Source organism: Methylomonas rivi (assembly GCF_024505165.1).
In the GTDB taxonomy this organism is placed as follows: domain Bacteria; phylum Pseudomonadota; class Gammaproteobacteria; order Methylococcales; family Methylomonadaceae; genus Methylomonas; species Methylomonas rivi.
Map to the genome: position 1 here is coordinate 1 of NZ_JANIBK010000001.1, position 26,614 is coordinate 26,614.

21 protein-coding genes and 3 tRNA genes are annotated in these 26,614 nt (G+C 52.1%); 10 read left to right on the forward strand and 14 right to left on the reverse strand.

Features of this window, described 5'->3' with window-relative positions:
• Positions 1 to 31: 31 nt before the first annotated feature.
• Complete coding sequence (fabV, locus tag NP596_RS00005) at positions 32 to 1,222, reverse strand: enoyl-ACP reductase FabV (protein ID WP_256613147.1); 1,191 nt, start codon at positions 1,220 to 1,222, stop codon at positions 32 to 34.
• 301 nt (positions 1,223 to 1,523) lie between these two features.
• Between fabV and fnr the strand changes: the two genes are divergently transcribed.
• On the forward strand, positions 1,524 to 2,264 hold the full coding sequence (gene fnr / locus NP596_RS00010; protein ID WP_256613148.1) for a fumarate/nitrate reduction transcriptional regulator Fnr: 741 nt from the start codon (positions 1,524 to 1,526) through the stop codon (positions 2,262 to 2,264).
• 47 nt (positions 2,265 to 2,311) lie between these two features.
• On the opposite strand, the gene NP596_RS00015 is transcribed toward fnr, so the two are convergent.
• Positions 2,312 to 2,434, reverse strand: coding sequence for a hypothetical protein (locus NP596_RS00015; protein WP_256613149.1), 123 nt, complete (start codon positions 2,432 to 2,434; stop codon positions 2,312 to 2,314).
• 339 nt (positions 2,435 to 2,773) lie between these two features.
• On the opposite strand from NP596_RS00015, the gene trxC reads away from it, so the two are divergent.
• On the forward strand, positions 2,774 to 3,208 hold the full coding sequence (gene trxC / locus NP596_RS00020; RefSeq protein ID WP_256613150.1) for a thioredoxin TrxC: 435 nt from the start codon (positions 2,774 to 2,776) through the stop codon (positions 3,206 to 3,208).
• Positions 3,209 to 3,237: 29 nt separating this feature from the next.
• On the opposite strand, the gene NP596_RS00025 is transcribed toward trxC, so the two are convergent.
• From NP596_RS00025 to gltX, 7 genes are all read right to left on the reverse strand, one after another.
• A complete protein-coding gene (locus tag NP596_RS00025; protein ID WP_256613151.1) occupies positions 3,238 to 4,752 on the reverse strand; it encodes a phenylacetate--CoA ligase family protein in 1,515 nt (504 codons plus the stop codon).
• A gap of 7 nt (positions 4,753 to 4,759) precedes the next feature.
• Entirely contained in the window at positions 4,760 to 5,299 is a 540-nt protein-coding gene (locus tag NP596_RS00030) for a peroxiredoxin (protein ID WP_256613152.1), read from the reverse strand.
• 123 nt (positions 5,300 to 5,422) lie between these two features.
• Positions 5,423 to 7,096, reverse strand: coding sequence for an FHA domain-containing protein (locus tag NP596_RS00035; protein ID WP_256613153.1), 1,674 nt, complete (start codon positions 7,094 to 7,096; stop codon positions 5,423 to 5,425).
• A gap of 581 nt (positions 7,097 to 7,677) precedes the next feature.
• Positions 7,678 to 7,753 (reverse strand) — tRNA-Glu (locus tag NP596_RS00040).
• Positions 7,754 to 7,812: 59 nt separating this feature from the next.
• Positions 7,813 to 7,888, reverse strand: a tRNA-Glu gene (locus tag NP596_RS00045).
• Positions 7,889 to 7,913: 25 nt separating this feature from the next.
• Positions 7,914 to 7,989: transfer RNA gene (locus NP596_RS00050), tRNA-Ala, on the reverse strand.
• A 41-nt stretch (positions 7,990 to 8,030) separates the two neighbouring features.
• Positions 8,031 to 9,425: a glutamate--tRNA ligase gene (gltX, locus tag NP596_RS00055; protein WP_256613154.1), complete on the reverse strand. Its 1,395-nt coding sequence runs from the start codon at positions 9,423 to 9,425 to the stop codon at positions 8,031 to 8,033.
• 335 nt (positions 9,426 to 9,760) lie between these two features.
• Between gltX and NP596_RS21855 the strand changes: the two genes are divergently transcribed.
• Positions 9,761 to 10,939 (forward strand): OmpA family protein, encoded by a 1,179-nt coding sequence (locus NP596_RS21855; RefSeq protein WP_305891627.1) that lies wholly within the window; start codon positions 9,761 to 9,763, stop codon positions 10,937 to 10,939.
• A gap of 55 nt (positions 10,940 to 10,994) precedes the next feature.
• Here NP596_RS21855 and NP596_RS00065 read toward each other — a convergent pair whose 3' ends face one another.
• Positions 10,995 to 11,825: a thermonuclease family protein gene (locus tag NP596_RS00065; RefSeq protein ID WP_256613155.1), complete on the reverse strand. Its 831-nt coding sequence runs from the start codon at positions 11,823 to 11,825 to the stop codon at positions 10,995 to 10,997.
• An 11-nt stretch (positions 11,826 to 11,836) separates the two neighbouring features.
• Here NP596_RS00065 and NP596_RS00070 point away from each other — a divergent pair, with 11 nt between their 5' ends.
• Positions 11,837 to 12,394 (forward strand): DUF1415 domain-containing protein, encoded by a 558-nt coding sequence (locus NP596_RS00070; protein ID WP_256613156.1) that lies wholly within the window; start codon positions 11,837 to 11,839, stop codon positions 12,392 to 12,394.
• Here NP596_RS00070 and NP596_RS00075 read toward each other — a convergent pair.
• A complete protein-coding gene (locus NP596_RS00075) occupies positions 12,385 to 13,086 on the reverse strand; it encodes a TPR end-of-group domain-containing protein (RefSeq protein ID WP_256613157.1) in 702 nt (233 codons plus the stop codon). The two genes, NP596_RS00070 and NP596_RS00075, sit on opposite strands and share 10 nt — an antisense overlap.
• A 90-nt stretch (positions 13,087 to 13,176) precedes the next feature.
• Here NP596_RS00075 and NP596_RS00080 point away from each other — a divergent pair, with 90 nt between their 5' ends.
• A complete protein-coding gene (locus NP596_RS00080) occupies positions 13,177 to 13,503 on the forward strand; it encodes a DUF2288 domain-containing protein (RefSeq protein ID WP_256613158.1) in 327 nt (108 codons plus the stop codon).
• Here NP596_RS00080 and NP596_RS00085 read toward each other — a convergent pair.
• Entirely contained in the window at positions 13,493 to 14,137 is a 645-nt protein-coding gene (locus tag NP596_RS00085; protein ID WP_256613159.1) for an HvfX family Cu-binding RiPP maturation protein, read from the reverse strand. The two genes, NP596_RS00080 and NP596_RS00085, sit on opposite strands and share 11 nt — an antisense overlap.
• Positions 14,138 to 14,166: 29 nt before the next feature.
• On the opposite strand from NP596_RS00085, the gene NP596_RS00090 reads away from it, so the two are divergent.
• The 4 genes from NP596_RS00090 (at position 14,167) to NP596_RS00105 (ending at position 21,914) form a co-directional block, all read left to right on the forward strand.
• Positions 14,167 to 14,496: a cupin domain-containing protein gene (locus NP596_RS00090; protein WP_256613160.1), complete on the forward strand. Its 330-nt coding sequence runs from the start codon at positions 14,167 to 14,169 to the stop codon at positions 14,494 to 14,496.
• 142 nt (positions 14,497 to 14,638) lie between these two features.
• Positions 14,639 to 19,714, forward strand: coding sequence for a PAS domain S-box protein (locus tag NP596_RS00095; protein WP_256613161.1), 5,076 nt, complete (start codon positions 14,639 to 14,641; stop codon positions 19,712 to 19,714).
• Complete coding sequence (locus NP596_RS00100) at positions 19,711 to 20,160, forward strand: response regulator (RefSeq protein WP_256613162.1); 450 nt, start codon at positions 19,711 to 19,713, stop codon at positions 20,158 to 20,160. The genes NP596_RS00095 and NP596_RS00100 overlap by 4 nt, the downstream gene beginning before the upstream one ends.
• Before the next feature lie 5 nt (positions 20,161 to 20,165).
• Entirely contained in the window at positions 20,166 to 21,914 is a 1,749-nt protein-coding gene (locus NP596_RS00105; RefSeq protein ID WP_256613163.1) for a putative bifunctional diguanylate cyclase/phosphodiesterase, read from the forward strand.
• Positions 21,915 to 21,938: 24 nt separating this feature from the next.
• Here NP596_RS00105 and NP596_RS00110 read toward each other — a convergent pair whose 3' ends face one another.
• On the reverse strand, positions 21,939 to 23,234 hold the full coding sequence (locus NP596_RS00110) for a DEAD/DEAH box helicase (protein ID WP_256613164.1): 1,296 nt from the start codon (positions 23,232 to 23,234) through the stop codon (positions 21,939 to 21,941).
• A 148-nt stretch (positions 23,235 to 23,382) separates the two neighbouring features.
• On the opposite strand from NP596_RS00110, the gene NP596_RS00115 reads away from it, so the two are divergent.
• Positions 23,383 to 23,742: a PilZ domain-containing protein gene (locus NP596_RS00115; RefSeq protein ID WP_256613165.1), complete on the forward strand. Its 360-nt coding sequence runs from the start codon at positions 23,383 to 23,385 to the stop codon at positions 23,740 to 23,742.
• Between the two features lie 48 nt (positions 23,743 to 23,790).
• Here NP596_RS00115 and rapA read toward each other — a convergent pair whose 3' ends face one another.
• Positions 23,791 to 26,565: an RNA polymerase-associated protein RapA gene (gene rapA, locus NP596_RS00120; protein ID WP_256613166.1), complete on the reverse strand. Its 2,775-nt coding sequence runs from the start codon at positions 26,563 to 26,565 to the stop codon at positions 23,791 to 23,793.
• Positions 26,566 to 26,614: the final 49 nt, after the last annotated feature.

Here is a 26,614-nt window from a genome sequence, read left to right on the forward strand (position 1 = left end):
GGAGGACCGTGGGAACCAGATACGACAGAATTTAAGCCAAATTATTGATCGGCGCTTCGGGATTGACGTCGGCTTCGTAATCGACGCCGTCCACCTCGAAACCGAACAATTTCATAAACTCGTGTTTATAGCCGGCGAAATCGGTCAAGGCGTTGATATTGTCGTTGTTGACCTGTTGCCACAAGGCGTTGACCTTATCCTGCACTTGCGGTTGCAATTCTTTCAAATCGGCGCGCAGGCGGCCTTCGTCGTCCAGTATCGGGCTGGCGCCGTACAAACTGTCGCGGAACAAGCCGTTGACCTGCTCGATACAGCCTTCATGGGTGCCCTGTTCCTTCATGACTTTAAACAACAAGGCCAAATACAGCGGCATCACCGGAATCGCCGCGCTGGCTTGCGTAACCACGGCTTTTAAAACCGAAACACGAGCATCGCCGCCCAGGGCGGCCAGTTTGGCGCGAATATCGATCACGCGTTTGTCCAGGTCTTTCTTGGCCGCGCCTATAGTTCCGTGCCAGTAAATATCCCAGGTGACTTTTTCGCCCAGATAGGTAAAGGCGGTGGTTTTGGCGCCTTCCGCCAGCACATCGGCTTCGGCCAAGGCGTCTATCCACATTTGCCAGTCTTCGCCGCCCATTACGGCCACGGTGTTATCGATTTCTTCCTGCGTGGCGGCCGGTAAGGTAAAGGATTTAATCACCTCTTTATCGGTATCGATGCCGTTTTGCACCAGATCCTTACCGATCGGTTTCAGGGTCGAATTGTGGGTAACGCCGGTTTTCGGGTGCGTGCGGCGCGGCGCGGCCAGACTGTAGATCACCAGATCGACTTTGCCCATGTCCTGCTTAATAGCGTTAATGGTTTTTTCCTTGATTTCATCGGAAAAAGCGTCGCCGTTGATACTTTTGGCGTATAGGCCTTCCGCTTCGGCAAACTTATGAAAGGCGGCGGAATTGTACCAACCCGGCGTGCCCGGCTTATCGGCCGTACCCTCGCGCTCGAAGAATACCCCCAGGGTTTTAGCGCCGGCACCGAATGCGGAGACGATGCGCGAAGCCAGTCCGTAACCGGTGGACGCGCCCAATATCAGTACGTTTTTCGGGCCATTGGCAATGGAGCCGCCGGTTTTGACGTAATCGATCTGCTGTTTGACATTGGCTTCGCAGCCGACCGGATGGGTGGTAACGCACATAAAGCCGCGTACGCGAGGTTTGATAATCATGTTGCTCCTCAACTCAAGCCATGAAAAATTAAGAATAGGGCTGCTTTGGCAACCTCTTCGTTGTAAACCCTAAAGTTTATCCCATGACATGGCCGAACAGGAAAATTAATGTCGACTCATTGAAAATACGGAAAGCCGATAAAGCGGGGAGCTGATGACTGTCAATCTGGTGGCAAAACTATTTTTGTTGCCTTATCCGGGATTCGTTTGTAACTCAGATTTCTAATTTAGCCGCGCTATTACCGGCAAGCGTTCGGCTCTGCTAATATGTCCGCCACGCATCCCTAATTGCAGGAGACTTGTGCCTGAATTCATCACACACCGCATCAGCTGCCCTAACTGCAAACTGGCCGATTTATGCCTGCCCCATGGCTTGCAACCCCAGGAAGTGGCGCAACTCACCGGCATTATCAAAAACAAAAATCCGTTACAAACCGACCAGTTGCTCTATGCGCAGGGCCAAACCTGCGAAAGTCTATATGCCATAAAATCCGGTTCTTTTCGCAGCTTTATAGCCACGGCGGACGGCGAGGAACAGACCATAGGTTTTTATTTGCCCGGCGAATTGATGGGACTGGATGCCTTCCAGCACGGCCGTTTCAATTGTTCCGCCATGGCCTTGGAAACGGCATCGGTCTGCGAATTGCCTTTGGCGCAACTCAATGAACTCTGCGCCGGCATACCCGGCTTGCAAAAACAATTGATGCGTACCCTGGGCAAGGAAATCGCTTCCGATCACGACAAGATATTGCTCGGGCATCGTCCGGCCAAACAGCGCATGGCGACTTTTTTGTTGATGCTGTCAAACCGTTATGCGGCACTGGGTTTTTCAAGCACCTTGTTTAATTTGACGATGAGTCGATACGACATTGCCAACTACTTGGGGTTGACGATTGAAACCGTCAGCAGGCAATTAGGTTTGCTCGGCCGGCAAGGCGTAATCACCGTCAAGCAGAGAGGGATTATGATCAATAACATGCAAGCATTGCAGCTGATTGTAAATGCCTGCCCGCAAGCATGTACGGCGGTAGCGGCTGTTTGATATTACCGCGTCATCGTTTAACACGGTAATATCTTGGCTAAATCGCCTTAACCGGCGGTTTTAGCCGCGTCCGGCTTTGGTTTGCTTGGGCCGACGCCTTGCTCGCCGCAGGCGGTCAGTAGGGTTGAAGCGGCAAGCATGATCAACAAAATTTGGCTGATTTTTTTCATACATTATTCTCGTATAGTAGATTGAGTCCGCCTCCCCTTTAATTAACCGGCAGGCTAATTAAGTCGGAGGCCAAAAAGCCTAAGTGGCTTTCGGCCATCATTGCAGTAATCCGCATCCCCCGTTTGATATAGATCAAATGGATTGACCTTTGCTTATGCGTTTTCGAAAATCGACTGTAGCGGGGACAAAAAACAGCGCAACCCGCGGACGATAAGACCGGCAGTTACGGCTTGTACCTATGCACGGTACTTTCTTGATAAACTCGGACCAGCCTTTTCGACCGCGGAATTACCTTTATAACGATCCGTGTTCAAAGCTTTTAACTCCATGGTTCCTCTATGAGCGAAAACTTACATATCGTCTGCCCGCATTGTTCGGCTACCAACCGGCTGCCGGCTCCGCGTCTGCGGCAAAATCCAAAATGCGGCCTCTGTCATCAAGCTATTTTCGATGCGCATCCGTTGCAATTGAACAGCCAAAATTTTGACAAACACCTTACCCGTAACGATATTCCGCTGCTGGTCGATTTCTGGGCGGATTGGTGCGGGCCCTGTAAGATGATGGCGCCGGCTTTTGCACAAGCCGCACAAATGCTGGAACCGGATATCCGCCTCGGCAAGCTGAATACGGAAACCGAGGCCGCCATCAGCGCCCGTTACAACATACGCAGCATTCCGACATTGATTTTGTTTAAAGGCGGACGCGAGCGGGCCAGACAAGCGGGCGCGATGAGCGCACAGGACATCGCGCGCTGGGCGACAAGCCATTTGTAAACTTACCGCATGCAAGTGGACTAAGGCGGCTACTCGGCGGATGTACGGGTGTAGCGGTGTTTGACGCCGAGCGGGAAATAATCCGGGTCGGCAAAGCCATGTAATGTAACGTGTGGCAGTTGCCGCTCGGCGGGCGTGTAATTTGCGAATTCGCTGTTCAGCCTCAATAACTGCTGTTTTATGGCGACTTCGATGGTTTCTCGCAAGAGACGATCCGGCGGAACATCCGGCTGCAATTCCACGGCAACCCGTAATGCCTTATCTCCTGCAGGCGTGTCCAGCACTTGCAACACGAACTTTCCGGTTACCCACCGTGCAACATCGGCCTGCTCCAAGCCGACCGATATGTTTTCCGGGTAAATATTGGCGCCGTAATAGGACACCGTAAAATCCGCCCGGCCGAATACAAACACAAAAGGCAATGCTCGTGGTTTGAAATCCACCGGTAAACCCAGATCAGCAATTGACTGAATACCGTGTTGTTTCAAAAAATCCCACATTTCATCGAAACCCAGCACCCCGCCTTTATCGGCAATATGGTAGCGCAGCAGCGGTACGCTGTTTTCGCCGGACACCACCAGGGTATTTTCATGCACTTCAAAAAACCGGTTGCAGGGATCGTATTGCACCAAGGTAGGCAGACGCGATTCGCCGAACAATTCGCGGGCGGCTCGCGGCCGATCGGCCAACCAGCGGCGTATGGCGACACTGAACGGCGTCTCGTTACCCAACACGCCGCCGTCGGCGGTACCGTACAGCGAAGCCGAGTCGAAACAAGGCTGTAGCGAGCCGCTACGCTGCCCGAGCAGCGTCCGCCACTCTTCGCTGAAAACCTCGCCGGCAAATACCAATTTTGTGCGGTATTCCGCCCACGCCATGCCCTCGGCGGCTCCGGCGTCCAGCACATCTTTAACAAACGGCGGATAACCCAACAGCACGGTCTGTTCGAAATGCGGCGCCAACTCCCGCACCACCCGGAAAATTTCCGCTTTGTTGTTGCCGGGCGTCGCCACCATCAGCGGATACCCTTTGCGCGCCAAATGCCAGCAGCAAGACGTAGTAAACAAGCCGCCCACCCAGTTACCCAACGCAAAACAGACCACCGCCAAGGTGCTGCGTCGATCAGCCGCAAAACTATCCACAAAAACCTGCTCGAAACGTACCGCCACATCCAACTCGTACGCCGCCGAACGCGGCCAAAAAGTCGGTTGGCCGGTAGAGCCGGACGATACAGCCACCCGATCAGCGCCGTGCAAGCTGCCGCCGAAGCAGCGCCGCGGCAATGCATACGCTTGCATGTAATTGGCTTTGTTCATCAGGGGCACGGTTTGAAACGCGGGGTAATCGGCAATCTCGGCGAGATCGATTTTTCGCGTTTCCAAAAAGTCGCGATAAGCCGGTACCTGTTCGGCGCAACGCTTAAACAGAGCCAATACGCGGGCTTGCGGATCGACCGAAAGCCGCTCCTCCAGCAGTTGATCCAGCGGAGTACCGAGATATCGCTGAAAAGCGGCTTCGGTGTTTGAGATATTTTGCTTGAACATGAAACCTCTATTGGCCGGCTTGCAAGCGTTTTAAACTTGTTGCCACCCGGTTTGCGTCCAGCGCGGGGTCGACATCGTCGTCAATCTGCCGAATCACCAGCGCTGGATCGATAATAAACGTCCAGCGCTTGGCCATGTTCAGCACCGGCATCTTCACGCCGTAACGCTCCGTGACCTCGGCGTCGGGATCCGACAGTAAGCTGAACGACAGATTGTGTTTTTCGTGAAACGCTTTCAGGTCGGCAAGATCATCGGTGCTGATGCCGAACACCTCGGCATTTTGCGCGCGAATGGCGTTAATGGCGTCGCGAAACGCGCAGGCTTGCGCGGTACAGCCCGGCGTGCCGGCTTTGGGGTAAAAATACAATACTGTCCAGCCTTTGTTTTGCCGGTCCAGCAAACGCATCTCGCTGCCGTCATAGGCCGTCAATTGAAATAACGGCGCCTCCCGGCCGACCTGCAATGTGTCCGCGCGCGCAGCGGAACCCCATATCAAGCCCATTGAAAACAGCAGAAATACCCAACGAGCGCTAAACATAACCGACATAAGCAACCTCGGAAAAATCCGTCAGAGAAGCATTTAAAAATACGCTGCAAAGTCGCCTCGGCAACAGTCTTCCATCATACCAGCTCACCTCAAAAGTCAATTAAGCCATGAAATGGCAACATTTCAGGATTTTAGTTTGTATAGCGGCGGATTGAATTTAAAACCGAAATGCTCCGGATCTTCGCCTATGACGGCGGCGGAAAAAATATAGAACACATAATCGCGGGTTTCCGCGGGTAGTTCGTAATTTTGCAGGAACGTCCAAAAATTCCTGTCCCGCGGGTTATCGGGCAATTGTTTAATCATGCTTTTCACGCGGTTATCGCCGTAGTTATAACTGGCCATTACCAACAATCCGGAGGCTTGGGCCTCGGTGCTATAGATTTTTCGGAGGTATTTAATGCCGGCCTGAGTAGCTTGGGCGAAATCGAAACGGCCGTCCTGTTCGTCATATTCAGGCACATCGGCCAGCGGCCCCGGCGTTACGCCATATTCCCGCGCGGTGCTTGCCAGCAACTGCCAGGCCCCCTTGGCTATGCCGAAGCGGGTCTCGGGGCCTATCGCGCGCGTATCGTAATTACTTTCTTGCAAAGGCAAGTAAATAAAATACAAGGGCAGACCGTAATTTTCCAACGTGGCAATAACCGGCGCCAACAAATTGTTTTTCTCCAGCGTACTTATGGCAGTCTGCAGCCTCGATGTGCCCTGCCAATACTGAATGTATTTATGCACTTCGGAAACGAATTCTTCCGGCAGTTCCAATTCGCTCTCGCCCAGTTCGCGCGCAACCTTGGCAATTAACTCGTTTTCATATTGTGCAGCAGTTGGAAATCTTAATCTAAGGCTGTTGGCCTCTTCGACATATTGCCGGTATTTGGCCTTCATGCTCGCCAAGCGCGCCCGCTCCTGGCGCATGCGCAGCCTTTCGGCGGCAATTTTCTCCTGCTGCAATTTCAATTGCTCTTGGGATATTCTGAGTTTTTCGGTATTAATTGCCGCAAGCGTTTCATCCAAAACCGCCGCGCTTTCCTCCAGCTTAATATCCGCCTGAGAGATATTCACTTCCAGCGATTTAATGTCGTAGAACATATCGATCGCCAATTTGCGGGTGTTTTCCAAGGCTATTTGCTGATACGTCACCAAGGCTACCGCCACCCCGAACAGCCCCGCCAAGGCCCAGATAACTTTTTTATAACTCTTGGAGCGCTTGACCCGGTCTTTATGAATAACCCGCCGCGCCATCAGCGTGTAATCCCCCATATCCGGACTATCTTCCGCGGCTAGTAAACGTGCTTCAATATCGGCCTGCGATACATTCCGGTGCGATGAGGCGGTATCGGCTTGGGTACCAGGATTCAAAACCGTTGGGCTGGACGCCGGAGAAGAAGGAACAGCCGGCACCGCATGGGTACGTTGCCGTATTCTGAGATAAAAACCGGCAACACCCAAGGCAATCAGAACCGGAAAATGCAAGGCTTCCTTGTTGGATATCAAACGGCCATCGATGAAAACGCCATTTGTGCTATTAAGATTATACAGCCACCAAACACCGGACTCTTGCTTGATCTCCATGTGGTAGCGGCTAACCACATCATGAGAAATGACAATGCTATTATCCGCCGCCCGTCCCACTGTAAATCGATCGGAAAACCTAAAATGCCCAAGCACGTTTCCTTGAGTATTTAATAAGTCAATCTCCAGCTCATCCCTTCTATTTGGCGCCAAAACAGTTCGGTCATCGTCCTGGTTGGTATTGACGGTAATGTCAGGCTTGATTCTGGTTTTGTCATCGTTCATTGGAATCGGCTACCAATCAAGTTCGATTATGTTAATCCGGCCTTTGCCCGGTTATCACGGAAACTTCAAATCGCGACATTTTTTAATATTTAAACGGCTCAGTCGGCGCAACGGACCGATTTGTAAAACGGCCGGTTTCGATTGTAATACACTTCGAAATAGTCAACGGCAACTTGTTATAGATCGTTAAGAATCGGCGGGTTTTCCGTACAAGTATTTTAAGTCGGCAAGCAGAACTGAAAATTGCAATTTTTGCATGTGAAAACGGCTTTGAAAGTGATAGGCCGACACCATTGGTTGTGACCTGCAACTGGTAATGACGACTTAGGGGTAGCCTGGCGTTTTTAGCCATGCCAGCATAGACAAACACTGGCCGGAGAACGAAATCCCTCAGTGATGGGAATCGCCTAAATTTTTGCCGTAAACGCGATTTATTTAAACACAGTGCAGATAGTCGCTCGTGAACAATCCGCCGAAACATGGCCGAATTGAATGCCACAATTAAAAATCAGGCTTTCGAGAGCAGGAATGCAGCCGTCAGCTAAAGCAAACATTACAGAAGGCTGGCGATGGAAAATAATTGGCGTCCCCACGGGGGTTCGAACCCCGGTTACCGCCGTGAAAGGGCGGTGTCCTAGGCCACTAGACGATGGGGACTAAGACTGGTGCAGTAAAACTGCGTGGTGTGAATGTTTAACGTTTGCCAACCTAACGATTGGCGTCCCCACGGGGGTTCGAACCCCGGTTACCGCCGTGAAAGGGCGGTGTCCTAGGCCACTAGACGATGGGGACTAAGACTTTAAACAATCAACTACATTGGTGGAGCCAAGGAGGATCGAACTCCTGACCTCTTGCATGCCATGCAAGCGCTCTCCCAGCTGAGCTATGGCCCCGTAGTTGAGACCGCACATTATACGGACTTTTACATTGTTGTCTAGTTATTTTTTATAAAGCTAATCGCGCGGGCAATTCTATCCAGGGTTTTCTCCTTGCCCAGCAAACGCAGGGTCACATCGATAGCCGGCGACACGCCGCAGCCGCAGACGGCAATCCGCAATGGCTGAGCCACCTTACCCAGGTTCAATTGCAACTGTTCGGCGCTGTTCAGCACCACTTGATGCAGGGTTTCGGCTTCCCACGCCTCAACGGCGTCGAAGCGGCTCCACAGATGCTGCAAGATGTCGTCGACACCGGCCTTGAAATTTTTCTTCACCGCTTTTTCGTCGTAAGCTTCGAAATCGCGATAAAAGTACAAGCTTTCCTCCGCCATATCCACCAGGGTTTTACAGCGTTCCCGCTGCGCCTTCACTACCTCAACCAAGGCCGGCCCGCTGGTGGGATCGATACCGCGCTCCCCCAAATGCCAACTCAAATGGTGGGCCACGTGAGCGGGATCGCTGGTCATGATGTATTGATGATTCAACCAAATCAATTTTTCGGTATTGAAGGTCGATGCCGATACGTTGACTTTTTCCAGCTCGAACAGCTCTATCATCTCATCAATACTGAACAACTCCTGATCGCCATGCGACCAGCCCAGGCGCACCAGATAATTCAATAACGCTTCGGGCAAATAACCATCGTTACGATACTGCATTACGCTGACCGCGCCGTGACGCTTGGACAGGCGCGCCCCATCCGAACCCAGAATCATCGGCACGTGCGCATACACCGGCAAGTGAGCCCCCAAGGCTTTCAGGATATTGATCTGCCTCGGCGTATTGTTGACGTGGTCATCGCCGCGAATAACATGGGTCACCCCCATATCCATATCGTCGACCACCACGGTCAAATTATAGGTCGGCGTACCGTCGGAACGAGCGATGATCAAATCGTCCAGTTCTTTGTTGGCGACCACGATACGGCCCTTGACCAAGTCATCAATAACGACCTCGCCTTGCTCGGGATTTTTAAACCGCACCACCCGCTCTCCGTCGCCTTCGGAGCCGTTCCGGCACTTGCCGTTGTAGCGCGGCTTTTCCTTGGCTGCCATTTGCTGTTCGCGCAAAGCGTCCAGTTCTTCGCGGCTGCAATAGCAATAATAAGCGTCGCCTTGATCCAGCAATTGCTGAATCACCTCTTTATAGCGGTCGAACCTATGAGTTTGATAGAACGGGCCTTCGTCATACTCCAAACCCAGCCATGTCATGCCTTCCAGAATGGCATTAACGGATTCCTGGCTGGAACGCTCCAGATCGGTGTCTTCGATGCGCAAAATGAATTTGCCGCCATGTTTGCGGGCATATAACCAGGAAAACAGGGCGGTTCTGGCGCCTCCCACATGCAGATAACCGGTGGGGCTGGGGGCAAAGCGGGTTCTTATACTCATTACTATTATTTACCTGTTAAAAAATCCGTCGGCACATTCCGCCGATAGCGAATGGCCGCATAAAAACGCACTCCACCAAGCCATTGATCTGAATTTAAGCCGCGGTTGAGGCCTAGGCCGGCTTGCCATCAATATCAACGCATAAAGCACTCGCTAAAGCGAGTTGGCTAAACATAGCGCTATCGGCATAAAAACCTGTATTATTCCACGGCACACGTTTAAGTTGAACGTAAGCTGTAAAAAATAAGATATCAAACTGGAATAGCAGCCAAATAATGCTAGACTCCTAACTAAGGGTAAATTACCGATAATCAAAAACAAACGGGAGATTATTAATGCAAAAAATGCTTACTGTCACCGCAGCCTTAGCGGGTGCGATATTATCCGGTTGCGCCACGCAATCCAGCAATAATTTTCAGGCCTTCCAAGCCGACGATCTGAACGCCCAAGTTCGGGCCGGCTTGCTGGTGCAAAAGACCAACAGTTTTTTCGTGCTGAACGACTCATCCTCTTCGATGAGCAAAACCTATCTGAACTCGGCGGAATATAGCGGCACCAAGCTGGACGTGGAAAAAAACCTGTTGAACAAATTCAACAGAACCATCCCAGACATTAGCTTATCTTCAGGGTTGCGTAGTTTCGGCTTTGGCCCCTGTTTAAAGTGGGGAAATACCCAATTAAACCAACCGCTGCAAAACTATTCCGTCAGCGGCTTCGAAAGCGCCATTACGTCTTTGCAGTGCTCAAGCGGCGGCACCCCATTGGCTACGGCGCTAACCGAAAGCAGTAAAGATATCGCCTCCGCCCCAGGCAATATCGCCCTGCTTGTCTTCAGCGACGGCATGGATGAAGTTTCCCCCGTGCCCGCGGCGGAAGCATTGAAGGCCCAATATGGCGACAGGTTGTGCGTGTATACCGTATGGGTGGGCAACGACGCCGATATTGCGGGTCAAGCCGGCTTACAGGAAATCGTCAGCGCGGCCGGTTGCGGCATGGCTACCGACGCCAAAGCCATTTCCAGCCCCGCCGGCATGAGCGATTTCGTTAAACAAGTCTTCTTTAAACCAGGCTCTCCGCAAGATTGCTCTACCCAGGATGACGATCATGACGGCGTCAACAATTGCGCCGACAAATGCCCCGATACCCCGAAAGGTGCGATTGTCGATAAAGACGGTTGCTGGGCCTTCCATGGCGTGTTGTTCGATTTCGACAGCGATAAAGTCAAATCGAAATACCATCCCATGATCAAAAATGCGGTTGACGTCATGAAGCTCAACCCAGGCCTGACCATAGAAATCCAAGGCCACACCGACAGTTACGGCAGCGACGCCTACAACCAGGACTTGTCCGAGCGCCGGGCGCTATCCGTGAAAAACGAACTGGTCAGCCAGGGCGTGAAAGCAAGCCGCTTGACTACCGTGGGCTTCGGCGAATCGCAACCTGTCGAATCCAACGAAACCGACGAAGGCCGCGCCTATAACCGCCGAGTCAACTACAAACGCACCGATAAATAACATTCGGCGTTAACCCGAAAGGGAGGCCTAGCCTCCCTTTTTTTTGCCTGGCGAATCAGTTTTTCAAGGGTTTTATGTCGCCGGAATGGCGCGCCTGCACCGCAAAACGGTCTTTATTTTTAGCCACCCAACCCCGCGCTTCAATCGATTGGCCGACATAGTTTCGCAGCGGCGGAAACAGGTTCAAGGTTGTATTTTCGACGCGAACCGAAGCGCGATCCGAAAACTGTAAATAACTGTATTTGGCCGTTCGCTTTAACGCGCGCACCTTGCCCGTTACGCGCTTCCAGCCTCGATAATTCTCTCCGTTCAGGGCATCAAACGGCTGCGGCGCATACGCCGGCAAAGCCCATATTCCCAATCCCGCCCGCTCGGCGTTTTGTTGCGCGTCAAGCAAGGCCTGCACGTATTTGAGATTCGGCGGATAAATATTCACCGCCGCCAACCCCTGTCTCACCAACTCCAGGTTTATCAGTGTCTTATCTTCGGTAAACACATAAGCCAGACTGCGCTGGTATTTGTCATGCTTTTCGACATCGCCTTCCAGTCTGACTTTTTGGTGCTCTATCCGCTGCCGCAACCACGCCTTGGCTTGTTCGCCGCCGGGTTCGGCATTTTTGTTACGGCCGGCAATTTCAGGCGTATTCACGCCCAACAAACGCACTTTCCGCCCATCGCTCAACAAAATCGTGTCGCCGTCAAAGACTTTTTCCACCCGGTAGTAACTTACCCCCGGCTCAACTGTTAAAATTTTGGCATTGGCTTGCTTACGGTCGGCATAATGATGCCGACCCTGCCCGTCGGTCCACTCAAACACGTCGGCATGCCCTGTCGAGGGTAATATCGCCAACAGGCAAACTTGCAACGCAACGGTCTTATTCAACATACTTACCCCTTATGATCAGCGACCAACACGTTATCGGCGCCACCCAAAACTGGCTAACTAAATTTATCATTGCCTTCAATATTTGCCCGTTCGCCCGCCGCGAACAACAAAGAAACAGTATTCGTTACCGCGTTTCGCGCACAGACCGCGCGGAAACCGCGCTGGAAACCTTAATCGAAGAATGCCGGTTTCTGGACGAGAACCCCGAAACGGAAACCACATTACTGATTTTACCGAACGGCTTTAAGGATTTTGACGACTATCTGGACATGCTGGACATTGCCGAGCGACTATTACATGCACAGCACTATGAAGGAATTTACCAACTGGCCAGCTTTCACCCCGACTATTGCTTTGAAATGGCCAGCGAGTTGGAGCAAGACGACCCGGCCAATTACACCAACCGTTCGCCCTACCCCATGCTGCATATTATCCGCGAGTCAAGCATAGAACGCGCCGTGGCGACTTACCCCGACCCGGAAAATATTCCGGCCCGCAATATCAAACTGACTCGCGAACTGGGCCTGGAAAAGTTACAAACCCTGTTGGCGGCCTGCTATCATGAATAGTAATCGAAATCCTCGGTCTTTTTTAACTTGAACGATGGCTCGCCATTGATTTCGGCGTCGACCAATTTTTCCCTCTTCTGCCCGGGCTGGGCTTTCAAGGCTTCGATAAACTCAATAAACCACGGCACCTGTTTAACGTTATCCATATCCTCGTCTTGAAGAATATTGGCTTGGTCCGGCAAACTGCCGAAATCCTTGGCTTGCTGCAAAAACTGCTGACAGGCCTGCTCGTCGCCGCGCAAAGCATTGATACAGGCCAGATTATACGCCGCGCTGCCTTTTTGAATCCGGCAGGCTTTTTCGAAAAAATCTTCCGCCAGACCGTACAAACTGATTTTACCGTCTTCCGGACTGATGCGGGCCAGTTCCATAAACGCCACCCCGCCGTCAATGGCGGCCCCCAGATAATTGGGCGCGGTCAGCAAGCAAAATGAAAACTTGGAAATAGCATCTTCATAGATTTCAATGGCTTCGGCTACTTGCTTGCTTCTGGCTTCGTGCAGCAAGGCAAAACCCCAATTATATAACGCTTCCGAGAACATCAAATTATCGGCGATGACGCTGGCAAAGCCTTGATAGGCGCTTTTATACAGCTGCTCGGCCCTACCGGCCTCGCTTTTACGGGCTTGCGCCACCTGCTTGATGGCGGCATCCAGAGTGGAACGCTTTTTAAGGGAACTTAAAAGTGACATGACTGACTCCTCGCTAGTCTGTTTTACGGCGGGTTTGCGATAAAATAGCGCCAAAGTCTACAACATCACCGCCTATAACCGGAACATAAAATGACAGTCACCCCGCGCGACATGGAAAAGGCCAAACTTAACCAGGAAACCTCGCTGATCTCCTGGCAGGAATTGCAGCGCTTTTTTGCCGCCGGCTTGGCGATAAACGTCGAAAAAGAGCTGGATTTAGTGGAAGTCGCCTATCAATTTTCCTCGGACAATAAACAGATTGTACAAGACTGGCTGCAAACCAAACGCGTTGCCCCCGTCAGCGACCGGCAGGCGGAAGATTGGTTCGGCAATAACGCCGAGGTTTGGGCGGTTGTGGTTAAACCCTGGATCTTAGTACAGGACGCAGCCGCCCGCCCACTCCCGTTCAATCGCTGAAATAACGCCGCGCCAGCCAATAGTCCGCACTGACAAACCGGCCGCCGCCCATAAAAAACAGCACCAGCAGCATAATAAAATAGGTGGCGGCGAATTCGATGCCGTTGTTTAGAATCACCAAGCTGCCGTTTTCCGTCAACCATTGATAATCCCCTTGCGATTGCAAAATGTCCTTGGCCTGTTGCAGGCGCTCCATCGCTCCCACCGTGCGGTCGCTGGCGAAAAATCCGCTGCCCGCGGCAATAGCCAGCCAGCCGTTGCTCCAGTGCGTGGTAATGGCCGCAAACACCATGATCACCATTAACGGCAAGGCTATCAGCCGGGTCGCCAACCCCAGCAGCAATAGCAACGCACCCACGGTTTCAAACAAGCCGACCAAAAACACCAACAGATAAGGCACCGGCAAACCCAAGCCCCATTCGGCATTGCCGAACCATTCGGCGGTTTCGGAAAAATTAGTGAATTTTTTGCTGCCGGCCATCCAGAATACCGGCGCCAAATATAAGCGAAGCAGCAACGGCGCCAAAAAATCCAAAAACCGGGCCTTGTCAAAAGCCCGACTCAGCACGCCTACCGTATCGGGCGCTTTTTCAAGAGCCAGCGTCATTAGTTCGGAAAAAGTTTTATTATTCATGTTCCCTCCTCGTGTAACCCGATTGAGATATGAACATCAGCCCCGCATCCTTGTTTGCCGATATTCCCCGACAACTACCGGAAGAATTATGCCAAACGTTGCTTGAGAATCCCACCGTTCGCATCGAACGCATATTATCCCAGGGCCACTATAGCGCAGAAAACGCTTGGTACGATCAAGAACAAGCCGAATGGGTGATATTGTTGCAAGGTAAAGCCAGAATCGGCTTTATCGACGCCGAGCCGGTCGAACTGAACCCCGGGGATTATCTGCTGCTGCCCGCGCATTGCAAGCATCGGGTGGAGTGGACCGCCGCCGATCGGGTGAGTATCTGGCTAGCCATCCATATCCGCGACTAAACGGAGCCGCAACGACTATCTTTACCCCAGATGCGGCTGTTGACACTATTCATACCCCAAACGTATTCTGTGCCGTTAAAGGATAAGGACAGTAAGGGATTATATGCTCGGCTTTTTTCCATACCCCAGGATTATGAGACCCATGCAGTACACATCCGCATTGTTAATCAGCCGTAGCGCCGGCATCTTCACTATTGCCTTGGGATTTATTGTTCTATGCGGCTGGGCACTGGATATCAATATGCTGAAAAGCGTTCTTCCCGGGCTTACCACCATGAAACCCAATACTGCTGTCGGCTTCATGCTGACCGGTATTTCATTAAGCATGCTGACCATAGCGCCTGACAAAGGAATCGCAAAATGGATATCCCAAATGACGGCATGGCTGGTCATTTCATTTGGAATACTCACATTTGTCCAATATATATTCGATTTAAACCTCGCCATCGACAACCTGTTGTTTCAGGTACCGCCGGGAGCCTCCTACAGCAACCAGCATCCGGCACGCATGACGCCGCAAACCGCGCTGCTCTTTTCAATTTTTAGCGGCTCGATTTTACTGCTCGGAAAACGTCAAACTCAGGCAATCGTGCAATATGCGGTACTGGCCATCTCGGCCGTACCCGTGCTGACCATGCTAGGTTATTTGTTCGGCATACAAACCATGCCTTTGATCGGCGCCTATAAACCCGCGGCCATCCATACCACCGTGGGCTTCTTACTATTATCGGCCGGTATTTTGGCAACCACCGCGGAAACGGGTGTTTTCGCACGCTGGCGGTACAAGTTGCCGAATATCGCCTTCGGCCTGGCTTTGGCACTGCTATCCCTAGCCGTTGCAGCCACTATCCTCAATTCACGGCGCGCCGCCGAAAGCGGCAACCGGCATATTAAATTGTATGAAGTTTTATGGCGGCTGGAAAAAGTTGCCGCCGAAGCCGAACAAAGCATTGCCGCCAATCGCGGATTCGTCATTACCGGGCACGAAACATTTATTACATCGCTTGAGCACTCCCGCATAAGACTGCACGCCAATCTGGCGGAGATACGGAACCTGACAACCGATCCGGAGCAACTGAAACAACTGTCCGTACTGGAATCCTTGATCGCCGTTAGAAACCGGATCGGTGACGACATCATCCGGTTGCGGCAAGAAAAAGGTCTAAGGGAAGCTGCCGACTTATTGGGTCAAGGGGAAGGCGAGCGGATTAACCGGCAAATCCGGACAAAAATGGATGCGATCATTCTGGCTGAAAAAAACAGTTTGGCGCAGCTCGAGAATCAAGCCCGGACCGATGAAAACCATGCCCTGATCGCTTTATCGTTCGCTCTGCTCACCGGCCTATGCCTGATTGGTTTCGGCCTGGTCTCGTTAAAAATGCAGATACGCCAACATAAACTAACCGAAGCCGAACGTAACCGTCTGATTGCGATCCTCGAGTCTACTACCGACTTCGTCAGTACCGCTGATTTGCAAGCCAATATTACTTATATCAACCGTGCCGGACGCGCCATGCTGGCACTTGGCGACCGGCCCGTTTCAGAATTGGTTATTGCCGATCTTCACCCTGCTTGGGCGCTCGAAATAATTTCGGGACAGGGCATCCCCGCCGCAAAACTGCAGGGTTCCTGGCAGGGGGAAACGGCGCTGCTAACCTCGGCAGGACGCGAGATTCCGGTTTCTCAGGTTATTTTGGCTAACCGCGACGCACGGGGTGAAATCAATTTTCTGTCCACCGTTATGCGCGATATCAGCGACCTGAAAACGGCGCAAAAAGCGTTAGCGGAAAGCGAACAGCGCTACCGCCTGCTAAGCGAGTATGCCCCGGAAGCCATCATGGTGTTAGATGTCGACAAGAAATGTTTTGTGGATGCCAACAGCAATACCTTGCAACTTTTCGGCGTATCGCGCGAACAACTGCCTCATTGCACGCCTGTAACGCTAAGTCCGCCGAGACAAGCCGACGGCCGTTTGTCGGCGGAAGCCGCCGAAGACAAAATTCGGGAGGCCCTAGCCGGCGGCGCACCTGTTTTCGAATGGATTCATCTCAACGCTGCCGGCCGGGAGATTCCCTGCGAAATACGCCTGCTGCGCATGCCCATGGAAGGCCGCAACCTGATTCGCGGCAGCATTTCCGACATCAGCAACCGTAAAAATGCCGAAAACGCGCTGCGCATTCGCGACAACGCGCTTAAAACTTCGCTAAACGCGGTTGCCATGGCGGATTTATACGGTAATCTTACCTACGTCAACGACAGTTTTTTAGCGCTTTGGGGATATGCGGACGCCGGGGAAACCTTGGGCAAGCCGGCGACTATATTATGGCAAGCCCCGGCGCTTGCCCAAGAGATCATGACGGCCATGATCAATACCAAGCAATCCTGGCGCGGACAGTTAACGGGGTTGAAAAAAAGCGGCGAATTATTCGAGGTGGAGATTTCCGGGAATATTGCCTATGACAAAGATGGTAAGCCTATCGCCATGATCGCTTCTTTTCTGGACATCAGCGAACGTTATCGACTGGAAGAGTTGCAGCGGCAGATGTTGCAGAGATTCGACACCCTTGCCAATGCTTCTCCGGCCTTGATTTGGACTTCCGGCCTTGACAAGCAGTGCGACTGGTTTAATCGGTGCTGGCTGGAGTTCACCGGCCGGACGTTTGAACAGGAAAAAGGTAACGGCTGGACCGAAGGCGTACATCCGGAAGATTTCGAACACTGCCTGTCGACCTATGTCAGCGCCTTCGATGCGCGGCAACCCTTTGCGATGGAATATCGCCTGCGGCGCCATGACGGGGAATACCGCTGGTTATTCGACCAAGGCTTACCGCGCCATGACGCCAACGGCGAATTCATTGGCTATATTGGCTCCTGCATGGATATTACCGAGGAAAAACATACCCGGGATGAACTGAATGTTTCCGAACAGCGTTTACGACTGGCTTTGCGGGCCGCCAATCAGGGCATGTTCGATCTTGACTTAGAAAGCGGAAAAGCGATCGTCAGCCCTGAATATCCGCTAATGCTGGGTTATGACCCGGATAATTTCAGTGAAACGTATACGACTTGGTTCGAACGTTTACATCCCGATGACAGGGAGCGAGTGGGGAAGACCTACCATAGTTACATCGCCGGCGAGTTACGGGAATATAAAGTCGAGTTCCGTTTGCGCATGCGTTCCGGAGAATGGAAATGGATACTGTCCCAAGGCAGCGTGGTGGAATATACGCCCGATGGCCAACCCTTGCGCATGCTGGGGACACATACCGACATCGATATGCGCAAACTCGCCGAACAAAAATTGCAGGAGCGGGAAGCTTTTTACCGCGGCGTCATCGAAGCCTCGCCCGACAGTTTTTGGTTGGTCGATACGTATGGCCGCTTACTTCAGGTCAGCGATAGTTATTGCCGACGCTCGGGCTACAGTCAAAACGAGTTATTGGCCATGAGCATAATGGATCTGGACGCCAACATGCCCTCTTCGGAAATTGTCGAGCGCATTCAGTTACTGAAACAAGAAAAACATGCCGTATTTGAGTCCAGACACCGCGCAAAAGACGGCTCGACATGGCCGGTGGAAGTCAGTACGGTATTTTTGCCGGTGGCAGGCGGCCGCTTTTTTTCCTTCATTCGCGATATTAGCGAGCGTAAACGCGCGGAAAATAATCTGCGACAACTTTACGATCTTCAGTCCAAGATAGCCTCCCGACTTCCTGGAGTGATATATCAATACAAGCTTCGTCCGGATGGTTCGTCCTGTTTTCCTTATGCCAGCGAGGCCATACGAGATATCTATCGTGCTACCCCCGAGAGCGTGGCCGAGGATGCATCCGCGGTTTTGGCGGTTTTACACCCTGACGATTTCCAAGGCATCATCGATTCGATCCGAATATCGGCCGAAACTCTGGAGCCTTGGCAATATGAATATCGTGTGCGATATGCCGATGGCACGGAAAGATGGCTATTCGGGAATTCTTTACCGGAGCGGGAAGCGGATGACTCTGTTGTGTGGTTTGGTTTTATTACGGATATTACCGAGCGTAAACGCTTGGAAAATCAACTGCGCACCAGCGAGTTCTCGTTGAAGGAAGCGCAAAGATTGGCGCAAATCGGCAGTTGGGAACTGGATTTAATCAATAACAAGCTGGATTGGTCGGAAGAAATTTTTCGTATTTTCGAGCTCGATCCGGCACAATTTAGCGCCTCCTATGAAGCTTTTCTGGAAACCGTCCACCCCGAAGACCGGGCGTTAGTTAACACCGCCTATCTCGACTCGGTCAAAAACCACGGCAACTACAACATCATCCACCGCCTGCAAACAACGGACGGCCGTATTAAATACGTGCACGAACGCGGCGAGACTTTCTACCGGCAAGACCAAGCCATCCGCTCGATAGGCACGGTTCAAGACATCACCCAGGCGAAATTGGCCGAACAGGAATTGCTGCTGTATCGGAACCACCTGGAAACCTTGGTAACAAAGCGCACGGCGGAACTCGAGGCGGTAAATCAGGAACTGGAAGCGTTTGCCTATTCGGTATCCCACGACTTACGGGCGCCCTTGCGCGGCATTGATGGTTTCAGTCAAGCATTGCTCGAAGACTACGGCGACAAACTGGACGGCACGGGCCGAAATTATCTCGAACGCGTTCGCGGCGCCAGTCAGAGAATGGGCATTCTGATTGACGACCTCTTAAAATTATCGCGCATCACCCGCGCCATTCTCAAACACGCGCCGGTTGATCTAAGCAGCCTGGCGGATACGGTACTCCGCCAGTTGCGGGAAGCAAACCCCGAACACCAAGTCGAAACCCGGATCGAGCCAGGGATGCGGGTCAACGGCGATCCCGGCCTGCTTAAAATTGCCTTGGAAAACCTATTGGGCAATGCCTGGAAATACAGCGCCAAACAGGCGAATCCGCGTATAGAATGCGGCAGCTTGGCACAGAATGGCGAAACCGTTTATTACATCGGCGATAATGGCGCGGGCTTCGATATGCACTATGCCGATAAATTATTCAGGCCTTTCCAACGCTTGCACCATCGCGATCAATTCGAAGGCACCGGTATCGGCTTGGCAACGGTGAAACGTATTATTCATCGCCATGGCGGCCGTATCTGGGCCGAAAGCGAAGTCGACCAAAAAACAACTTTTTATTTCACCCTTGCACGGGAAGAATTGACCGACGACAATCAACAACCGAGGAGGGAAGCGTGAACGACAATAACAAAATAATTCTTTTGGTCGAGGATAATCCCGATGACGAAGCCCTGACTTTACGGGCACTACGGAAGAACAACATTCTTAATCAAGTAGTGGTTGCTCGAGACGGCGTGGAAGCGCTGGACTATCTGTTCGGAACCGGCGCGCACGCCGGCCGCGACGCGGCAAACCAGCCGCAGGTCATATTGCTGGATCTGAAACTGCCCAAACTGGATGGCCTGGAAGTATTGAAACGCATTCGCGCCGATATCCGAACCCGACTGCAGCCTGTCGTCATTCTGACCACCTCGAATGAAGACCGCGATATCGTCGGCAGTTATGAACTAGGCGCTAATAGTTTCATCCGCAAACCGGTTGATTTCGAACAGTTTATGGAAGCAGTGCGTCAACTGGGCCTGTATTGGCTGGTGCTCAATGTTTCGCCGCCCCAAGCTTGGTAACGCAAATGACCAAGCCATTATCGGTATTGCTGATTGAAGACTCGGAGGACGATGCCATGCTGCTGGAACGCGAATTGCGGCTGGGCGGCTACCTACCCGCCTTGCACCGGATAGACAGCGCGATACAACTCGATACCGCTTTAAAAAAAACCGACTGGGACGTCATCATCACCGACCATAACCTGCCCGGCTTCAGTTCCGAATCGGCTTTACGCATGGTGCATGAAGCCGAGCTCGACATACCCATCATCATCGTATCCGGCAGTATCGGCGAAGAAGCGGCGGTAAGGGCCATGAAAGCCGGTGCCAGCGATTACATCATGAAAGACAATATGGCGCGCTTATTGCCAGCAATCGAGCGGGAGTTGCGCGACGCCGAAGTTCGCCGCCGGCAACGCGAGTCCGAAAAGACCATTCGCCATTTAGCTTTTTACGACCCATTAACCCAGTTACCCAATCGCCGGCTGCTGATGGACAGGCTGGAACACGCATTGCTAAGCAGCGCGCGCAGTAAACATTACGGCGCCTTGCTTTATCTCGATATGGACCATTTCAAAAATCTGAACGACACCAAAGGCCATCATTATGGCGATATCCTGCTTAAACAAGTGGCGATGCAACTGAAATCCTGTGTGCGCGACGAAGACACGGTCGCCCGCTTGGGCGGCGACGAATTTGTGGTCATGCTGGAAGACCTTGGCCTAGACGCCGACCACGCGGCAATTCAAGCAAAAGTAATCGGCGATAAAATCGTCGCCACGCTAAACCAGCCCTGTTTATTAAACAACTACGAGCATTACTCTTCCTGCAGTATTGGCGTTGCCCTATTCCATGGCGACAAGAGCCAACTGGACCACTTGCTCACCCAAGCCGATACATCGATGTACGAAGCCAAAAAAGCCGGACGCAATACCTTACGATTTTTCGACCCTACCATGCAAAAAACGCTGGAAGAACGCGTCGACATGGAAAACGCCTTGCGGCAGGCAATCAGTAAACAGCAGTTTCAACTTTTCTACCAAATACAGGTGGATACGCAAGGCTATCCGCTCGGTGCCGAGGCGCTGATTCGTTGGCGGCACGACAGTATGGGCATGATCCCGCCAAGCGATTTTATTCCGCTGGCAGAGGAAACCAACCAGATCGAAACCATAGGCCAATGGGTCCTGGAAACCGCTTGCTTACAGGTCAAGGCTTGGGCGGACTGCCCCTTTCGGCAACATTTGACTATCGCCGTCAATGTCAGCGCTCAGCAATTCAAGCAACATAACTTCGTCGATATTGTGCAAAAAACAGCGGAACGTATCGGTATCGATCCGGCAAAACTGAAACTGGAATTGACCGAAAGCATGGTATTGATTAACGTCGAAGACGCCATTGCCAAGATGAAGCGCCTGAGAGCATTAGGGTTCTATTTATCCCTGGACGACTTCGGTACCGGCTATTCATCCCTCAGCTATCTTAAACGACTACCCTTCAATCAAATCAAGATCGACCGCAGTTTTATCGTCAGCGCCACCTTCGACAGCAACGACGCCTTTTTGGTGCATATAGTCATCAGCATGGGGCAAAAATTCGGCATGGATGTGGTTGCCGAAGGCGTGGAAACCCAGGAACAGTTCGAACTGCTGGAAATTTTGGATTGCAAGGCCTTTCAGGGCTACTTGTTCGGTAAACCGATGCCCATCGAGGATTTCGAAACTTTTTTACTAAGCTTACCCAATCCGTCTACCGCGACAACGTATATCGCCTAAATCTTCCCAACGATTTCCGCAAAGCTAGCCGCGGAATCGGCTTTTGTTCCCGTTCGTACTCGGTTTTTTCTGCCCGGCACTTCCGGAGCGTCTTTTATCCGCGGGGTGGCGTTTAGTTTGATTTTGATTCGGCGCGGCTATTTTCTTTTCGGCCGATTTGGGCTTGCTGTTAGTCACGATGAGCGAGACTTTTTCATAACCCGTATCGGCGACGCGCGGAATTTCCCGTTTCAACAATTTTTCGATGGCCGCCAGTAAATAGGCCTCCTCCGGATCGACCAGGGAAATCGCCTGTCCATCCGCCCCGGCCCGGCCGGTACGGCCGATGCGGTGCACATAATCTTCCGCCACTTGCGGCAAATCGAAATTGACCACATGCGGTAACTGATCGATATCCAGGCCGCGCGCGGCGATGTCGGTGGCAATCAATGCGGTGATTTTGCCGGCCTTGAAATCTTCCAAGGCCCGCACCCGCGCCCCCTGGCTTTTATCGCCATGCAAGGCGGCGCAGCGGATGCCGTCCTTGATTAATTGCTTCGCCAAGCGGTCGGCGCCGTGCTTGGTTCTGACGAATACCAACACTTGTTGCCAATTTCCGTTGCCGATTAAAAAAGACAGCAGCTCGCGCTTGTTTTCGCGCTTGATCGGGTAAATCAATTGCGATATGGTATCGGCGGCGGCATTTTTTTTGGCGACGGCGATTTCCACCGGATCATTTAAAATCTGCTCGGCCAAGGCGCCGATTTCCGGCGCATAGGTAGCGGAAAACAACAGGTTTTGCCGCTTGGCCGGCAATAGGGCAATGATTTTGCGGATATCGCGAATAAAGCCCATATCCAGCATGCGGTCGGCCTCGTCCAGCACAAAATGTTGGACGTGGGAAAGGCTCAAGTGCTGTTGCTGAATCAAGTCCAGCAGCCGCCCCGGCGTGGCTATCACAATGTCGGTGCCGCGCTGAATTTTTTGAATCTGCGGATTAATACTGACGCCGCCATAAATGGCTTCGGCAAAAAACGGCAAATGCTTGCCGTAGGTTTTGACACTTTCGTAGACCTGCATGGCCAGTTCCCGGGTGGGGGTCAAAATCAACACCCGCACCGGACGCGGTTTTTGCGGTATCGCTTGCCGCTGCAAAATCTGCAGCAAGGGTAAGGTAAACCCCGCCGTTTTACCGGTGCCGGTCTGCGCCCCCGCCAAAACATCGCGGCCTTGCAAAATCACCGGTATGGCTTGAGCCTGGATCGGCGTGGGTGTTATATAGCCTTGTTCCGCGACAGCTTGTAGCAACTGCTCGGAGAGAGCCAATTCTGAAAATGTCATTCATTAACCTTAAATAAGCGCCGTATCCAACGGCAAATAAAATCATCCCGCACATGGTATTTTTATTAAAAACCTATACAATTCAATAAGGCTATAAAAAAAAACAGCCCAAGGCAGGCAAGCATAACCGCTAGATGGAGAAAACCGCATGAAGCCGGAAAAACGCATACACAAACGCATCAAACCCAAAGGCTTACAGGCCGGGTTAATTTTTAACTCGGAACAACAAGAAATCGCCTTGGATGCGGACATTATAGACATTAGCTATACAGGCATCCGGGTTAAGTTAAAACAACCCATCGCCACGGACATGACAGGCAATATCAGGATTAATATGCTGTTGCCTGAATCGAATACGCCTTTCTGCGTTCACGGCATTTTAAAGCATCAAGCCTCGAACGACGAGTGCGGACTGCATTATGTAGACCATGTGCACGGCTCCATCGACGACTTGATGTTCGAATGCGTGGAACTCGACGAAACCACGGTTTTGATCAAAACCGCTTAATCTCATCGCTCCCCGGTTAAAGGCCAACGCGCCAACGGGCGCCGCCAATTAACCGGTGATGACGAAGCGCACCGCATCCAATCGCAATTGCGCATCCTGGATGCTTTCGTGCGCCAGCATGGTCATTTCCTTTAATTGTTGAATTTCCTGATCCTTGATGCCGGGGTTGATTTTCTTCAATCTGACCATGCGCTTGATTTCGCCGGTGAACGCCGCAATCATGCGGTTGCTGCTTTCGGCAATCAAACCTTGCATCAACGCTTTAGCCTTTTGTTCGCCGGCGTTGAGCATATCCTGAATATGTTGGCGCTGGCTGTTTAAAAACTGCCCAATCTGCTCTTTATCGATACTGTCCGGTGTATCCAGCATGGAATCGTGTGAAATTGCAGCGGTTAAATCCTTTTTATTCTGGTCGATCAAAACCCTGAGCGGCGTAGGCGGTAAAAAACGGCCGATCTGCAACGCCGCCGGCGCGCTGCATTCCGCGATAAACAGCAGTTCCAATAAAAACTGCCCGGCTTTCAAGTTCGGCTGCTTAATAACACTGACCGCGGCATTGCCGGTTTCGCTGGACAACACCAAATCCATGGCCGATAGCACCATCGGGTGTTCCTGCGTCAGAAACTGCATATCTTCCCGCGCCAGGGCGATGTCCCTGTCCACGGTAACGGTCACGCCGTCGTCTTGCAACATCGGAAAATGCGCGATACGTAAATTCTCGCTCGGCCAAAGGATATGGCAATGTTTGGAGTGGTATTCGACATCCACCCCATAGCAATCGAACAGCGCTTCCATATAAGGCCATAAACTACCGTCGTTTTCGATGGTTTCCAGCTGCCGAATCAGCTCGGCCGCTTCCGCCGGGCGGCAGGAGTTCAGTTCCAATAGCTGGTCGCGGCCGTTTTGCAATTCGGTTTCTATCCGTTCGCTCAGGGCTCTGGTCGCGGCAATAAAGCCTTCGATATCGGCTTGATCCCGACCAGCCAATAACGCCTTCAATTGCGCGCCCATCTGCTTGGCGACATGGCCGGCCGCGGAACAATTATGTCTAAAAGCATCCAGACCTTCTTCATACCATCGGAACAGTAGATGTTGCGAACTATTTTCTAAATACGGAATGTGAATTTGAATCACTTGTTTTTGACCGATGCGGTCCAGCCGGCCGATACGTTGTTGCAACAAGTCCGGATTTTGCGGTAGATCGAATAAAATCAAATGCCGGACAAATTGAAAATTCCGGCCTTCGCTGCCGATTTCCGAACACAGCAATACCTGAGCCCGGCTTTCGTCGTCGGCAAAAAATGCCGCGGCCCGGTCCCGCTCCACAATGCTCATACCCTCATGAAACACCGCCGCCACATGGCCCAAATGTTGGCGCAAGAGTTGATCCAGTTGAATCACCGTTTCGGCGCGTTGGCAGATCAACAAGGTCTTTTCCTCGCCCAGCGCCTTTAATTTATCCACCAGCCATAAAAAGTACGGGCTGCTTGCCAAATCGGCGCCCGGCTCGCCCTGCAACGGATAGCCGTAGCGTTCCCGGTCCGGAAAGCCTTGCACGGTATGTCGGGAATTTCTGAACAGAATCCGCCCGGTGCCGTGATGGTCCAGCAACAATTTGATCAATTCTTCCCGCACATTCGCATCCGTCGGCTGCGCGTTGAACTGCTGCAGCAGCGTTTCAACATTGTCGTGCTGTAGCAGAGTTTTAAGCCGGACTTGCTCGTCCGCGGGCAATGCTTGACCGGAGATCAGGCGGTTGGCCAACTCGGCGACCGGGGCAAACTGGCTTTCTTCCGCGACGAAGTGCCGAAAACTGTAAAAACGGTCGGGATCCAGCAAGCGTAAACGGGCAAAGTGGCTTTCCTTGCCTAATTGCTCAGGTGTCGCAGTCAGTAAAATCAAACCATCCACGCTATTGGCCAATTTTTCGACAAACAGGTAGTCGGCGCTGGGCGTGGCTTCGCTCCATTCCAGATGGTGGGCTTCATCGACCACGACCATGTCCCAGCCGGCATCCAACGCTTGTGTCTGGCGCTCGGGGAAATCGGCAAAAAACTGCTGGCTGCAGAGCACCAATTGTTCAGTCGAAAACGGATTATCGCCATCTTCCCGACATGCCAAGCAACGGGTTTCGTCCAACAGGCTGAAGCGCAGATTGAAGCGGCGAAGCATCTCAACCAACCATTGATACATCAGGGCTTCCGGCACCACTATCAAAACCCGTTGGCTTAAGCCATTAATCAGACGGTGTTGCAGAATCAAACCCGCTTCAATGGTTTTACCCAAGCCCACTTCGTCCGCCAGCATAATCCTGGGGGCAATCCGGTTGGCCGCTTGATGGGCAATGTATAATTGGTGCGGAATCAACGCGGCCCGCGCGCCCTGCAAACCTTTCACCGCGGATTGTTGATGCCGCTGCTGACGCCGCCAAGTTTCATATCGCAAACTAAACCAGGCGCTGGGATCGAATTGCCCGGTAAACAGGCGGTCCTGCGGCTTATTGAACTGTATGTGGTGATTCAGTTCCATTTCATCGATTTGCTGAAACCGGCCATCCTCGTCCAACCCGAAATAGCTCAGCAACCCATTTTGTTGCTGCACTTGTTGCACGGTAATTTTGCAATATTCGATGGATTCAACCACGTCGCCTTCGGCAAACCGCACCCGGGTCAACGGCGCATTGTCCCGCGCATAAACCCGCTTGTCGCCCGTGGCCAAAAACAGTACCGTAACGCGGTTAAACTCCGCTTCCAAAATCATGCCTAAACCGAGTTCGGACTCGGTATTACTAATCCAGCGTTGGCCGGGAATAAAATCAATCATTAAAAACGCGTATTATAAATATTTAAAAATTTTAAAGAAAAAGAAACAG